11 protein-coding genes are annotated in these 14,361 nt (G+C 55.1%); 5 read left to right on the top strand and 6 right to left on the bottom strand.

What is annotated here, in order from left to right:
• Nucleotide 1: 1 nt before the first annotated feature.
• Both C5Y96_RS12485 and C5Y96_RS12480 read right to left on the bottom strand, forming a co-directional pair.
• Nucleotides 2-1,177 (bottom strand): serine hydrolase domain-containing protein, encoded by a 1,176-nt coding sequence (locus C5Y96_RS12485; RefSeq protein ID WP_105353696.1) that lies wholly within the window; start codon nt 1,175-1,177, stop codon nt 2-4.
• 263 nt (nt 1,178-1,440) lie between these two features.
• Complete coding sequence (locus tag C5Y96_RS12480) at nt 1,441-1,782, bottom strand: hypothetical protein (protein WP_146115642.1); 342 nt, start codon at nt 1,780-1,782, stop codon at nt 1,441-1,443.
• A gap of 277 nt (nt 1,783-2,059) precedes the next feature.
• Between C5Y96_RS12480 and C5Y96_RS12475 the strand changes: the two genes are divergently transcribed.
• A complete protein-coding gene (locus C5Y96_RS12475; RefSeq protein WP_105353691.1) occupies nt 2,060-3,010 on the top strand; it encodes a DUF1559 domain-containing protein in 951 nt (316 codons plus the stop codon).
• A gap of 98 nt (nt 3,011-3,108) precedes the next feature.
• Here the strand turns inward: C5Y96_RS12475 and C5Y96_RS12470 are convergent, their stop codons facing one another.
• Both C5Y96_RS12470 and C5Y96_RS12465 read right to left on the bottom strand, forming a co-directional pair.
• Entirely contained in the window at nt 3,109-3,447 is a 339-nt protein-coding gene (locus C5Y96_RS12470) for a DUF3307 domain-containing protein (protein WP_105353689.1), read from the bottom strand.
• Between the two features lie 22 nt (nt 3,448-3,469).
• The gene (locus tag C5Y96_RS12465) at nt 3,470-3,700 is read right to left on the bottom strand and encodes a PF20097 family protein (RefSeq protein WP_105353687.1); all 231 of its coding nucleotides are present in this window, start codon (nt 3,698-3,700) and stop codon (nt 3,470-3,472) included.
• 94 nt (nt 3,701-3,794) lie between these two features.
• Here C5Y96_RS12465 and C5Y96_RS12460 point away from each other — a divergent pair, with 94 nt between their 5' ends.
• Nucleotides 3,795-5,678, top strand: a complete 1,884-nt coding sequence (locus tag C5Y96_RS12460) for a thioredoxin domain-containing protein (RefSeq protein ID WP_105353685.1) — start codon at nt 3,795-3,797, stop codon at nt 5,676-5,678.
• A 22-nt stretch (nt 5,679-5,700) separates the two neighbouring features.
• On the opposite strand, the gene C5Y96_RS12455 is transcribed toward C5Y96_RS12460, so the two are convergent.
• Nucleotides 5,701-6,450 (bottom strand): hypothetical protein, encoded by a 750-nt coding sequence (locus C5Y96_RS12455; protein ID WP_105353683.1) that lies wholly within the window; start codon nt 6,448-6,450, stop codon nt 5,701-5,703.
• A gap of 193 nt (nt 6,451-6,643) precedes the next feature.
• Here C5Y96_RS12455 and C5Y96_RS12450 point away from each other — a divergent pair, with 193 nt between their 5' ends.
• A complete protein-coding gene (locus C5Y96_RS12450; RefSeq protein WP_233198936.1) occupies nt 6,644-9,214 on the top strand; it encodes a prolyl oligopeptidase family serine peptidase in 2,571 nt (856 codons plus the stop codon).
• A gap of 14 nt (nt 9,215-9,228) precedes the next feature.
• Here the strand turns inward: C5Y96_RS12450 and C5Y96_RS12445 are convergent, their stop codons facing one another.
• On the bottom strand, nt 9,229-10,857 hold the full coding sequence (locus C5Y96_RS12445; protein ID WP_105353681.1) for a hypothetical protein: 1,629 nt from the start codon (nt 10,855-10,857) through the stop codon (nt 9,229-9,231).
• 466 nt (nt 10,858-11,323) lie between these two features.
• On the opposite strand from C5Y96_RS12445, the gene C5Y96_RS12440 reads away from it, so the two are divergent.
• Nucleotides 11,324-11,983, top strand: coding sequence for an ABC transporter ATP-binding protein (locus C5Y96_RS12440; RefSeq protein WP_105354298.1), 660 nt, complete (start codon nt 11,324-11,326; stop codon nt 11,981-11,983).
• Nucleotides 11,980-14,358, top strand: coding sequence for an ABC transporter permease (locus C5Y96_RS12435; RefSeq protein ID WP_105353679.1), 2,379 nt, complete (start codon nt 11,980-11,982; stop codon nt 14,356-14,358). The genes C5Y96_RS12440 and C5Y96_RS12435 overlap by 4 nt, the downstream gene beginning before the upstream one ends.
• Nucleotides 14,359-14,361 lie beyond the last annotated feature (3 nt).

Below are 14,361 nucleotides of genomic sequence, written 5' to 3'. Positions count from 1 at the left end.
ATCACTTATTCAGCGCGGCGTTGGCGGCGTTCTGGAAGTTTTTCCGTAGGTCACTTCCGTCGCTGTTGCCGAGATTCGATCGCTGAACCAACAGCAAGTAGACGCGGCCAGTTTCCGGATCGCCCCAGCTTTGCGTGCCGAACGCTCCGCCGTGACCGAAACTGCCAGGGCTCAGTGCTGCGGTAACTCCTTGCGGTTCGCGAACCACACAATAGCCAAGCCCCCAACGATTGCCTGGCGTGAAGCCGGTGACAATCTCGTCAGGCGTTTGGGCCTTGGTCAGTTCCTTGACCGAATCGCGAGAAAGGAGCTTCGTGTCACCAAGAAAGCCCCCGTTAAGCATCATTTGATAAAAGCGAAACAGGTCGCCGGCGGTCGAGTAAAGTCCAGCGCTCGGGTTAGGGTACGGGTCGGTCTCTACGTTCCCAATCCAACTGGTGCCTGGCTTCAGTTCGCCGCTATCTTTGTCCAAAGCGTACAGCGTCGCGATACGCTTCTTCTGGTCATCCGTCGGGGCGAACGTCGTGTCATTCATTTTCAGTGGCGTGAAGATCTTCTCTTGCAGGAACTCGCCGTAGGGCTTGCCAGAGGCCACTTCAATCACGCGGCCGATGACGTTCAATCCGGGGCTGTACTCCCACTTGGTTCCCGGCAGGCTGTGCAGCGGGCGTTCGGCCAGGATCTTGCCCTGGTTTTCGAGCGTCTGCACCACGCGTTGATCGCCACCCAAGCCCGAGGTATGCGTTAGGACCTGACGTAGCGTGATTGGCTTCTCCAACTTCTTTCCATCGAATTTCACGTCCGCGAACTCAGGGATGTATTTGGAAACCGGATCGTCGAGATTCACTTTGCCCTCTTCTACCAGAATCATCAGCGCGGTCGCCGTGATCGGCTTGGTCATCGATGCGATCGCAAACATGGCGTCTCGCGTCATGGGCTTGTTCGATTCGATATCGGCCTTCCCGACGGCACTCAAATGAACCAGCTTGCCGTCTTCCGACACCAACGTTACGGCCCCGGCAACGACGTTCTGGTCCACCAGCTTCGCCACCGCCTGGTCGACCTGTTCGATAACGGGGACTTTGCGCCCGGTTTCCTGGGCCAACGCGGGCATGGCCGCAGCCAAAAGAAGAGCGGCGGTCCAACTGCGACAAAGTGTCCAAAGAACGGTTTGCATCGCTTAGGGCTTTCGAAGGGGGTGAACTCTGTGAGGAAAAGCTGGCAGAGTACCGCAAACAGCACGGCTGTCAAGCATTTTCACCCCTCGGTTGGGGTCGGTAGTTTCCGCGAATTCGCCATGAAGTGTTGATGAATGCGTTGAGCAAATTGCGGCGTTCTGGCTAGAATAGAGGATACGTCAGTGGTCTTTGAGGCCCCTCTGGGAATTCTATGCGGCGAGTTGGTAGTTACGCTCTGATTACCACCTACTTGGTGGTGCAGCTATTCGGTCAGGTAATCCATGCCTGGTCCGGTTGCGAGCACGCGCATCTGCCTGGCCATTCCCATCTCTCGGTCGTAACGGCTGAGGATCATGGGCACGACCACGGACATCATCACTACGGTCACGATCATGCGAAGCATAACCATGCTGAGCCTGTCTCGCACGAAGTACCAGGGTGGCACGCCGGCCAGCACTCGCATGGTGCCGTTATCGATGGCTGTCTGCTTTGCCAGCACTTGGCCCTGGGTCAAATGGCTCAAGCAACCCAGGTAGCCACGGTCGATCGCGTTGCTCTCAACGAGATCGTTCCCCACTCGACTCGTCTGATCACGGCGAAGCACCTGGGTCCAAATTCTCCGAGGGCACCCCCGGTAGCGTAACTCTCCAGCACGGCGCATCGCTTTTGCGCCGACGATGATTCCGATTCCCTCATCAGTCACGAGGGGACTGGTCTAGGGTCTGTGGCACAATCGCCGCGGTTATCCCTCCCATCAACTTTTATTCGCTCATGCTCCGCGCATTCCACGAAGCAGGCATCGTTACGCTTACATATCTACAGAAGTCCCCTAGACGCACCTTGTATGTCTGGGGCTGCCATATCCATAGAGAATTGAAGAAATGACCCTACGCAAAGGTTTTACTCTTGTTGAACTGTTGGTTGTTATTGCCATCATCGGAGTGCTGATCGCTCTGCTGTTGCCAGCGGTGCAACAGGCTCGCGAAGCGGCTCGCCGAACCTCTTGTTTCAATAACCTGAAGCAGGTCGGCCTGGCCATGCACAACTATCACGACACCTTCGGCAGCTTCCCCAGTGGCTACATCGCCACCGCCGCAGATACAAAAACGCCCCTGGCTGAAGGAGAACCAGGCTGGGGCTGGGCTTCGCTGATTCTGCCCCAGATCGAACAAGGTAACGTCGCCGACAGCTTGATCAATTATCGCCTCAGCATCACCCACAGCAGCAACCAACAGGCTCGTGAAACGATCCTTACGGCATATGCCTGCCCCAGCGATAGCGCTCCAGAAGTGTTCGAGCTGCACGACGAAAGTGAGAACCCACTGACTCATTTGGCTTCGGCGAACTACGTCGGCTGCTTCGGAACGGTCGAACTGCACGACTGCGAAGGTCTACCAGCGGGGCAACGCTGTGACGGCGACGGTATGCTCGGTCACAATGCCAAGCGGGCCATGCGCGACGTGACCGATGGCACCAGCCACACGCTGATGGTCGGCGAACGAGCCACTTCCATCGGCGGAACGGACGAACCGCTGTACAGCACGTGGGTTGGTTCGGTCAGTGGCGGCGAAGAAGCGATTGCCCGCATCCTGGGTATCGCCGACCACGCCCCCAATAGCCAATACGGAGAAGACCACGATCACGATCATGACGGGGACGACGATCACGGTGAACATCACCTCGACGACTTCGGCAGCCGCCACCCGGCCGGCACCAATTTCGTCTTCGCCGACGGCTCGGCCCATTTGATCACCGAGACGATCGACCTGAACGTCTATAAGGCGTTGGCAACCCGCAATGGTGGTGAAGTGGTTTCGGCGGATGCGTATTAGTCGTTGGTCATGCGTATCGCGGATCGGATACAAGATTCTCGCCCAGGGCTTTATGCCCTGGGCTTTTTTGTTGGCCGAATGTCCTTGCCCTTTCCCTATTATGAAACCCAAGCTTTGACGTACCACAAACACAGGAAGTGTAAATACTGGTCAAATCCAACCGTCGCGAAGAACGCGTGCATGTTCTGTTTCTGGTAGAAGTAGGTCGTGACTCGGCTGGTGCAGAAGTCGACCACGAAGTGCAGCACGCCGTTGATCAAGGCGAACTGGATGCCTGGTACCAGGCCCAGCACCGGAATGCACGCCACACCGAGCACCGCCGTATAGATGCCAACATGGGCAGACAAGGCCAAGAGATTCTTGCTCTTATTCTCGGCCATCCACCGGGTTTGACAGAGAAAGTCGGCGATCCAGTGGACCAGCATGATATACGGCATGGTCTTAATCGTTTCCTGAAAGTTATTCTCGCTTCTCAGGTTGGGCGTACTCGCGAAGCAGTCCACAATCTGGGCAGCGGTACGTCACGACTTTCATCGATACGCCCCCGGTGCCACGTCCCCAACCAAGTGACGTTATGGTCGTGAAATGCCCGTTCATCCAGTAGGTTTCATCGTAGCCGGTCCGTCGTAAGTCGGGGATAAATCCCCGTTCCATCACCACGTTACAGTCAGGACACGCCGGGTCCTTCATCGGTTCTCCTTTCTCGCTCGCTTTCTTTACGCCGATCGCCTATCTTCAAGGGACACTGCTCACCTACGGCATCCCACCTGAAGGCCATCTACTTATGAAATATTTCGCTACCCTGGCCCCATTCTTAGTAATAATCGCGGCGCAATTCGCCTGGGCAGAAGATACCCCCAAGCAGAATCGCCTGCGACTGGAGACTTCGGCCTATTTACAAATGCACGCCGATAACCCCATTGATTGGTATCCTTGGGGGGAAGAGGCCCTGGCCAGAGCTAAGGCCGAGAACAAGCCCATCTTTCTCTCCATTGGCTACGCCAGTTGCCACTGGTGCCATGTGATGGAAGAAGAGAGCTTTTCTAATCCCAAGATCGCCGAGTTCCTTAACAAGCACTTCGTCTGCATCAAGGTCGACCGCGAAGAACGCCCTGACGTCGACTCCGTATACATGCTCGCCACGCAGATCATGGCCAACAATAGCGGCTGGCCTTTGAATGTCTTTCTGACGCCGGACGCCAAGCCCTTCATCGGCACGACCTATCTCCCGGCTGAAGATCGCGAAGTACCGTTGGCCGACGGTCAGGCGATCGGCGTGCAGCCAGGCTTCTTGACCCTGGCCAAACGTGTGGCGATTGCCTGGAGCGAGCAAAAGCCGCAACTGGAAGAAGTGGGAGACAACATCACGCGGGCCTTAAGGCAGGTACTCGGCCGTCCCCTGTTGCCGCCAGAACTGGCCGATCGCGATAGCATCTTTCGGACGTTCGATCGTTCGCTGGAAAAGGAATTCGATCCACGCTTTGGCGGATTCGAGTTCGAGGAAGGGAACGACCGCATTCCCAAGTTTCCACAGCCATCGTATCTCTACTATCTGCTGAAGCGAAATGACTCTGGCAACGCCACTTCCGGAAACATGCTGGAGCTGACCCTTGAGAAGATGGCCAGTGGCGGAATCTACGACCAGGTCGGTGGTGGCTTCCATCGCTATAGCACCGACCGGCATTGGAAGATCCCGCATTTCGAGAAGATGCTGTACGACAACGGCCAGCTTCTTTCCATTTACGCCCAGGCCTCGAAGTCGTTGGACAAGCCGGAGTTTGCTGTCGTGGCTCGCGGAATTGCAGACTTCGTCCTTAGCGAGATGACGGGACCCGATGGGGAGTTCTATAGCGCCATCGATGCGGACTCGGACGGAGAAGAAGGGGCCTACTATCGGTTCACGCCGGAAGAACTTCAGCAGAAGCTTTCAGCCGATCAACAGCGTCTGGCCGAACAGGCCTTCGGTATGACCGGCACGCCCAACTTCGAAAAGAAGTATTACGTGCCGCAGTTCCATGGTGCCCCGGAAGAGGAGAAGTTGGTCGATTTGAAAGCGGCCCTCTTGGCAATTCGTAACCAGCGAACCAAGCCGTTTCTCGACAAGAAGGTGATCACCAGTTGGAACGGGCAAATGATCCGCGGCTTGGCCGACGCCGGGCGAATCTTGGAGGAGCCTCGCTACACCGAAGCGGCATCCCGATCCGCCGATCATTTACTGAAGTTGGCAGCCGCCAACGATGGTCGTTTGCGTCGCACGTGGGAAACGAAGGAGAATCATCCTCCCGCCTACGTCGACGACTATGCCATGCTGATCGACGGCCTTCTCGCTTTGCACATAGCTACCGGTGAGCAGCGTTGGCTGGACGAGGCCGTCAAACTGCAAGCCACGCAGCAGAAGCACTATGGAGACGAAACGTTCGGCGGGTATTACTTCACGCCGGATGACAACTCGAACCTGATCGTCCGCGGCAAGCTGTACACCGATGGCGCACTTCCCAGCGGCAATGCCGTTTCGGTCGGCAATTTGAAAAAGCTGGCCAAGCTAATCCCAGACCAGGCCGAACAGTACAACGCCTTGGCACAGAAGACGATCGAGTCGAGCTCGACGTTACTGAACGATCATCCTAATAGCACGGCTCGCATGGCGGCTGAGCTTGTGGAAGACTAATTCGTTCGAATCGGTGGTCTCATTAGAGCCACGTTCTCAACTGCAGAATGAGTGTCGGCACATCCCAAATCAGCATGATGACAATCCCCAGCCAGTGCAGCCAATCGCGGCGGTCGCGGGTGCTCGCGTAATCCCACGTGGCTAACAATAACAGCGTGAAGATTCCCATCACGTGGATCGCCAAGTTGACATAGGGATAGAGCGCGCCGAACATACGCCACTGATTTCCTAGAAGCATTCCCGCGAAGAGCCATATCGTCAAAAGATTCTGTAGTACCAAAGGTGCAAGCATCAATCGCCACGCAGGCCTCACAGGAATCACGAATCCCGCGATAAGAAAACAAACTAGAGAGATAACATGCTGCCCCAGGAAGAAGAGCATGACGGCTTGCTGATCATCCGATATCACAACCTCATGGGAAGGAATAATCGCCAACCGTAGGACGTGCGTCGTCGACTGAACGACAAAGGTCACCCCCATCAAGCAAAGCAGCCAATGTCCCGGCTGGAAATCGATGGGCTGCTTCAATACGTAGCGGCGACCAAACGAGAATAGGGTGGTTCCTCCCAGCACGAAGACGATCAACGTCGGAACCATGAGCACGATTTGGATCATCTGGATTTGCGGCTGGGCATACTGAAGCCAAACTCCACAGGTCACCGCAGCGATCGTCACACCGACCATGATGTCGAGCAAAGTAAATTGCGAACGAGGACTATCAACCGTTGATGCTTCGTCCGATGCAAAGTCTTGATCTTCATCGATAGACATCGATTGCTCTCCATGAGACTTGCCAAAATCGTGCGATAACTACTTCATTGGGGCCCGCTGGGGCACTAGAAGCTTGATAAAGCATGCCCGGTTTTATGCGCAAATTCTAGTGCCGAATACAAAATGTGCTGAGCCGGGGAATTGGGGCACCAGCAGGCAATCAATTCAGGTTGCTGCCAGTCGGATTGAATCTATGATGAAGTTACCCCCAATCGCCCCACCTGTTTCCTCTTTCTTCTGGTTTGCTATGTTGCCTGCGATTCGTACCCTCGTATTCGCTATCTTGTCATTCGGACTGATTGAGCCGATCTTTGCTCAGGGAACGGCGGCCGATTATCAGCGGATGCAACAGTTGGGGCGAATGACCGCTGGCAAGGTCTTTCGCGACGATGTCACCCCGAACTGGCTGCCGGAGGGCGATCAGCTCTGGTATCGCGTGCGAACGGGGCAGGGGCAACACGAGTTCGTTTTTGTGGACGCCACGAAAGGCATGCGCGAGCCTGCTTTTGATCATGGAAAACTTGCTCAGCAGTTAGGCGAGCAACTGAAAAAGGATGTGTTACCGACACGGCTACCTTTTGAACGGATTCAGTTCTCGGAAGATTTGCAGCGGATCATTTTTGAAGTCGCTGGCGAGACCTTTCAGGTCGATCGCAACGATCAGTTGCTCACGCGGCTAGATCAGCCGGAGAAGGCTCTGCTCTCCAGCATGCCGGCTTTCCAACGACCATATCCTTCGACCGACAAGGGAGGTGAAATCACGCTGAAGGTCGTCAACGAAACGACCGACACGGTGAAACTATTCTGGATGGATCGCGACGGCCGCCCCGTCTTCTACAATGATATCGCCGCTGAGAAGGAGCACGAGCGGCGCACCTATGTGGGGCACGTGTGGCTCGTACTCAATAGCCAAGGCCAGGCTTTGGCAGTATTTGAAGCCGCCGATCCGGTTAGCGTCTTAAAGGTCGATGGAAAGAATGCTCGCGAACTTCCACGACGACGCCGAGGCGACCGTGGTCCGAGATCGAGCCGTACGTCTCCTGACGGCCAGTGGACCGCATCGATCGAGAATCACAATTTGCTGATCCGCCAGGACAATTCAGGCGAACCGATTCGTCTGACGACCGATGGAACCGCCGACAAATATCTTGACGATCGCTTCTACTGGTCGCCTGACTCGAAGCGATTGATTGTGATGGAAGTGAAGCCGGGGCAGGGGAGGGAAGTTACGATCGTCGAGTCTTCTCCTGAAGATCAACTTCAGCCTAAGTTGCATACCTTTCGGTACGACAAACCAGGAGACAAGATCCGCCAGCAATGGCCGCGGCTGTTCGACGTAGAGAAGTCCATCGAACTTCCGCTCGATCGCAGCCTGTTCGCCAATCCTTTCGCCATCTCGGAAGAGTCTTGGCAGAGCGACAGCAGCGAGTTTCGTTTTCTCTACAACCAGCGAGGGCACCAGGTAGTCCGCGTTGTGGGCATCCATCGTAGCGGAACGGTGCGGACGGTTGTTGAGGAAACAAGTGATACGTTCGTCGACTATACGAATAAGATCCATTACAACCCTGAGCCACACGAGAACGAACTTGTATGGATGTCGCAGCGTTCCGGCTGGAATCATCTGTACCTGGTTGATGCCGCCCAAGGGGAAGTCCGAAATCCCATTACGCAGGGAGAATGGGTTGTTCGTGAAATCGAACGCATTGACCGCGACATACGACAGATCTGGTTTACGGCTGCGGGAATTGTCCCAGGACAAGATCCTTATTACTTGCATCATTGCCGGGTCAACTTCGATGGCAGCGACTTGACAATTTTGACCGAAGGAGATGGCTCGCATCAGATCAATTATTCGCCGGACGGGCGTTACTTGATCGACGAGTATAGTCGTGTCGATCTTCCCCCGGTCCATACACTTCGCCAGGTAAAAGATGGTTCCCTCGTTTGTGAGTTAGAGAAAGCCGATGCCAGCCAACTGCTGGAAACCGGTTGGAAGATGACCGAACGCTTTGCCGCCAAGGGACGCGATGGCAAGACGGATATCTATGGCGTGATCTACTTTCCCACGAACTTCGACCCGACCAAAAAGTATCCTGTAATCGAGAACATCTATGCCGGGCCTCACAGCGCTTTCGTGCCGAAGCGATACTCGACGCTCGATCAGAAACGTGAACTGGCCGAACTCGGCTTCATTGTCGTGCAGATCGACGGCATGGGCACCAACCATCGCGGCAAGGCGTTTCACGATGTTTGCTGGAAGAACCTCTCGGATTCCGGCTTTCCTGATCGGATTGCCTGGATGAAAGCAGCGGCCGAGAAGTTCCCCAGCATGGATATCGATCGAGTCGGGATCTATGGAGGATCGGCTGGCGGACAAAGCGCGCTGGCGGCATTGTTGTGGCACCCAGACTTTTACGACGCAGCCGTTGCCGATTGTGGTTGTCACGACAATCGCATGGACAAGATCTGGTGGAACGAACAATGGATGGGCTGGCCAGTTGATGAGTCGTATGCGCAGAACTCGAACGTCACCCACGCCCACAAGCTACAAGGCGATCTCTTCTTGATCGTTGGCGAAATGGACACGAACGTCGATCCGGCCAGTACCATGCAGGTTGTCAACGCACTGGTCGAAGCTGATAAAGACTTCGACCTGTTGGTCGTACCTGGTGGAGGTCATGGCAGCGGCAGCGGTCGCTACGGAATGCGTCGAACATGCGACTTCTTTGTTCGCAAACTGCACAATGCCGAGCCTCGACGCTAACCTTCCTTCCCCGGCTAGTCGTCAATTGTCAGGCCGTTGATGAGGTTTTGCATAAGCATGCGGAGCTCATCGTCCGCCTCAACGTCTAAGGCCAACTCCAGCCGCTGATAAGCCGCTTCGGTCCAATTCTCTTTTCCCCAGATATCGAATATCTCGAGTGCCTGCTTTCGCATGCGATGCTTGGATTGACCCAGCAGAAACTCGACCATGGCCTCGGTTTGATCGGGATAGGCCAGCAGATCATCCTGACGGAAAGGAACGGAATACTGGTAGCCTGCTCGACTTCGCTGCGGCGGTCCGGTTCGCGGAGTATTGGCAATTCTCACCAAGTCGGGAACGCGGGCGAAATACATTTGCACTTCATCCACCACTTGTTCATTTGAGCCGATCATTTTCGAAGCTCGACGGATGTTGATTTCCTGAATCCGCTTTACGTCGATGTGAGCGTCGGTCATTTTCAGCAAGTTGGCACCGCTGACAGCATACAGATAGGCATCGTTGTCCTCGCTTGCGAGTGCGGTGTAAACCACATCATGCCAGGTAGACCGCGCCAGGATCTCGTTGGCGTTGTCACGCATCTGCTGAACGAGTGACTCACTCCACCCTAAGTCTTCGCGCAGCATCCAATCGGCGTCGCCGTCGTCCAGAAAGGCACGGATCGAGGCTATCACACTCAAGTCCCTAACGGTTTTGGAGTGCTTCTGCATGTGGAATAAGTATCGCTGCACGGTCACAGGAGCGTCGGCGTAGTCATGTATGCTCTCCAAATGAGCTTGCGGTTTGGTGCGTAGTGAGCGTTCGATATCAATCAACGCCGTAAGCACGCATCCTCCTGATTCCAGGACATCGGGTTCGACCTCATCCGACAAGAGGGCGTCTCGCAAGTTACCGGTCGTGGCCAATGTCATCGCTACGTACTGAATCAGGATGCCAGCTCGACGCCCACCTTCGCGAAGCATCCAATCTTGAATACCACGGTCGTAGGTTTCTTTGACTTGCTCGACCAGAGGCACCAGGCCCCAACCCGAGACATGCGGAAGCAGTTTGGCGATCAATGCTTCACGACGTGGCGTCTCCCAATGCTGCATTGCGAAGATGCACCCGCGCGTGAACTCGTCGTGCCGGCCGACGACCAGCAAAAGATCTTCGATCGGCTTCTCGGGGACTAGGCTCAAAAGCCCCAGGCCAAGCTTTACCGGCTCGCGATCGCGTGACTGGGATACCAGCCACTTGCCCAGTTCATACACGCCGTCGGAACCAAGCATCGTGGCATCGCCGATTGCCTGGACCAGTTCGGGGAGCGTCCCGGCTACCTTCGTACTGCGGACCCGTTCGTAAAGAGCGTCTCGTTTTCCAGGCATGCCCATCATGACGTCATCCAAAATCAATTGAATGATCGCCTCGTCGGGTTCACCGACGATCTCGGCCGGGGCATATTGCATCATGCTGTCGAATGCCCCAGGAACCCATGCGTGGCCATCCTCTTGGAATATCCGAGCGTCGTCCGGCAAAGACAATCCGCCGTCGGTAAATCCCACTTGTTTTGTATCGATATGATCTTGAAGGTGTTGAAGGATCGTAGGTGGCAGCTTCCAAGCTAGAGCGATCGATACGTCGTGCGATTCGCATTCGGGGTGCGGCATCGAATAATTCCCGTAAGAAGAGAGAGTTTAAAACGACTGGTTTTTCACTGGACATGCACACGGCCTCGCTCCTAGAAGCCGCTAGGGGAAACCTATCCTTCACCACCGGGGGGTGTGGTAATTTGATGCCGATTTCTGCCGAAGTTCACGCTAGGTTTCATGAAGAGCGCAGCACATCGGCTACCGAGAAGTAAGTGGTTACGGCAGAAGCTCAATAGCACTCCCCAATCGGCATGAATTCCCGTTCACTTAGCCATGGATCGTGCCTCGGACCGACCATTCGACTAACATGGAATTCTCGAACGGAAGGCTTCACTTTCTTGTTTGAACACCCCGATCGTGAACTTTAGTGCAGCTTTTCAGATCCCCACATCCCCACGGTACCGTGAGCAATCAAAGCCAGGACGAGCAATTTCCATCAAAGCCGGCCGTTTTATCGGTTCGCGACGTCCAGCGCACCTTCACTATGGGAGAGGTGAAGGTCGAAGTTCTGAAAGATCTCTCGTTCGATATTTACGACGGCGAAGTCCTCGCGATGGTAGGCCCCAGCGGGTCTGGCAAATCGACCATCCTGAATCTGATCGGCGGTCTCGATCAACCCAATCACGGCAGCGTGATGTTCGAAGGTATCGATTTGGCCAAGGTCTCTTCGGGGGTGCTCACGCGTTACCGCCGTAAGCATGTCGGCTTTGTCTTTCAGTTTTACAACCTGGTCCCGAATCTAACGGCACTCGAGAATGTCTTGTCGGCGGCCGAGTTGGCCGAGAACCCGCTTGATGCCAGGGAGATGCTCGAAAAGGTCGGCCTTGCCGAGCGGGCCAACCACTTTCCGTCGCAACTTTCCGGTGGCGAACAGCAGCGTGTCGCGATCGCTCGGGCGGTGGTCAAGAATCCCAAACTGCTGCTCTGCGACGAGCCGACCGGTGCGCTCGACTTTGAAACAGGCATACGTGCTTTAGAACTGCTGCTGCAGTTTAACCGAGATCTGGGCACGACCATCCTGATCATTACGCACAACACGGCCCTGGCCGATGTCGCCCATCGGGTGATTCATCTTCGTAGCGGCGAGATCGTGAGCGTTGAAGAAAATCAGCAACCACTGCCTCCCTCGGAGGTCGTCTGGTGAAAACTCTTAACCGCAAGTTGCTGCGAGACCTGTTTGCGGCCCGCGGATTGTTGATCGCCATTATCAGCATCATGATGCTCGGATCGGCTCTGCTGATCGGCATGCAGTCGACTTTTTACAACATGCGGGCCGCAAAAGATCGCTACTATCGCCAGTGCCGCATGGCCAGTTTCTGGATCGACCTAAAGAAAGCTCCCCTTGCTGAGTTGGAGATTTTGAACGATTTGCCTGGCATCCGAAGTTGGCAGGATCGAATTCAATTTCCGGTGACGGTCGATCTCGATCAAAGGATGCGACCACTCAACGGAACGGTGATCTCAATGCCCGATCGCCGGCAAGCGGTGACCAACGATATCGTGCTGATTCGCGGCGACTACTTCTCCGATCGTGACGAGCCAGAGGTGATCGTGAACGACAAGTTCGCCGAGGCGAATCGCCTTCATCCAGGTCAGAAACTGCACCTACTGCTCAACAATCGTCGTGAAGAGTTTCTGATTGTCGGCACAGCGATCAGTTCGGAATTCACTTATCTGATCGGTCCCGGCAGCCTGACGCCCGATCCCGAAAACTTTGGCGTGTTCTATCTGCCGCGCAAACAGATGGAAGAACTCTTTGATTTCGAGGGAGCCGCCAACCAGGTGATCGGGCAATTTACGCCTGATATTGGCAAGGGAGAGAATGCGGTTCTCGATTTAGCGGAACGGAAGTTGGAGTCGTCGGGATTCATCTCGGCCACGCTGCTCAAGGACTTTACCTCGAACTACTTCGTCAGCAACGAGATCTCTCAACTGAGTAGCATGTCGAGCTTTCTTCCGAGCATGTTCCTGGTTGTTGCGGCTTTGATTCTAAACGTCCTGATGACCCGCCTGGCCAAACAGCAGCGTACGACAGTCGGAACCCTCAAGGCGTTGGGCTACACCGATGGGACGATCTTCTTACACTTCTTGAAATTCGGGACCGCGGTCGGCATGGTCGCTGGAATTCTGGCCAGTGGGCTCGGAACGCTCGTCACACTGGGCATGTTGTCGCAGTACCAACAGTTCTTTCAATTTCCCGATCTGCGAAACGACTTCTATCTGCGAACGCATGTCATTGGCTGGAGTGTAAGTATCGTCTGCGCGATGCTTGGCAGCCTTTATGGTGCCCGGCAGATGTTGCTATTACGGCCGGCCGAAGCGATGCGTCCCGAACCACCGGCGAAGGGTGGTCGGATCTTCTTGGAACACTTCACGCTGCTATGGAACGAGCTTTCTCCTGGCTGGCGTGTGACACTACGATCGATGGTGCGTCATCGCACGCGCACGGCAGTTGCCCTGTTCGCCGGGACTGTCGGGGCAGGCATTTTGATCAGTGGATTGATGATGATGGAAGCCACTGAATACTTCATCCGCGACGAATTCGAACTGCGTAATCGCAGTGACATCGATCTAACGTTCAAAGATGCGCTCGACCGCGAGGCCTGGTATGACCTGTCTCATTTGCCTGGGGTCGATCGGGTGGAACCACTCTTTAGCGTGGCCTGCGACTTTGTGAATGGACCACATGAGCGGCAAGGAGCCATTCAAGGAATCATCAACAACGCTCAATTGACCGTTCCGACCGACAAGGACAAACGTCGAATCAATATTCCCAGTGTCGGGCTGGTTATGGAACGCCGTCTGGCCGATCACCTTCGTTTGAACGTGGGAGACCTGGTCGAGATTCGACCGAAGTCGGGTCGTCGCGATCCAGTCCATGTTCCCCTGGCGGTTGTCAGCGAAAGCCAATTCGGGTTAAACGTGTACGCAGATCTCGAGTATCTCTGCCGAATTCGCGGCGAGTCGTTCGCCATGAGTGGTGCCCAATTGAAAGTCAATCAAACGGACAAAGCCCAGCGGGAACTCTATCACACGCTCAAACAGATGCCGGCCATGGAAGCGATCAATTCTCGCTTGGAATTGATCAAGAACATGCGCGAGACCATCATTCAGAACCAGAACGTGGCGATCGGCATGATCGTTGTTTTCGCAGGCACCATCTTCTTCGGCAACGTGTTGAATGCTTCGCTGGTGAACCTCTCGGAACGCCAGCGTGAGGTCGCCACGATGGGGGCCATGGGATACACACGCTGGGAAATTGGCCTGTTGTTTCTGCGTGAGAGTCTGCTGATTAATATGCTGGGCGCTGTGTTGGGACTTCCGGTCGGATACGTGCTCATCAAGTTGATGACCAAGATGATTGATCAGGACCTGGTGCGGTTCCCGATCGTGACGGCACCATGGATCTATGTAAGCGCGTTTATTACCGCATTGTTCTTCACGCTTATGGCACACGCGGTCGTGCAATGGCAAATCCACGGTATGAACTGGTTAGAATCATTAAAAGTTCGAGAGTAGACT

This window comes from Blastopirellula marina (assembly GCF_002967715.1).
Lineage (GTDB): Bacteria > Planctomycetota > Planctomycetia > Pirellulales > Pirellulaceae > Bremerella > Bremerella marina_B.
This window is presented reverse-complemented; position numbering and strand designations above follow the sequence as displayed.

Excerpts from the sequence above, each read along its gene's own strand:
- C5Y96_RS12485 (WP_105353696.1), bottom strand. The coding sequence starts at position 1,177 with ATGCAAACCGTTCTTTGGACACTTTGTCGCAGTTGGACCGCCGCTCTT.
- C5Y96_RS12475 (WP_105353691.1), top strand. The coding sequence starts at position 2,060 with ATGACCCTACGCAAAGGTTTTACTCTTGTTGAACTGTTGGTTGTTATT.
- C5Y96_RS12470 (WP_105353689.1), bottom strand. The coding sequence starts at position 3,447 with ATGCCGTATATCATGCTGGTCCACTGGATCGCCGACTTTCTCTGTCAA.
- C5Y96_RS12465 (WP_105353687.1), bottom strand. The coding sequence starts at position 3,700 with ATGAAGGACCCGGCGTGTCCTGACTGTAACGTGGTGATGGAACGGGGA.
- C5Y96_RS12460 (WP_105353685.1), top strand. The coding sequence starts at position 3,795 with ATGAAATATTTCGCTACCCTGGCCCCATTCTTAGTAATAATCGCGGCG.
- C5Y96_RS12455 (WP_105353683.1), bottom strand. The coding sequence starts at position 6,450 with ATGTCTATCGATGAAGATCAAGACTTTGCATCGGACGAAGCATCAACG.
- C5Y96_RS12450 (WP_233198936.1), top strand. The coding sequence starts at position 6,644 with ATGATGAAGTTACCCCCAATCGCCCCACCTGTTTCCTCTTTCTTCTGG.
- C5Y96_RS12445 (WP_105353681.1), bottom strand. The coding sequence starts at position 10,857 with ATGCCGCACCCCGAATGCGAATCGCACGACGTATCGATCGCTCTAGCT.
- C5Y96_RS12440 (WP_105354298.1), top strand. The coding sequence starts at position 11,324 with ATGGGAGAGGTGAAGGTCGAAGTTCTGAAAGATCTCTCGTTCGATATT.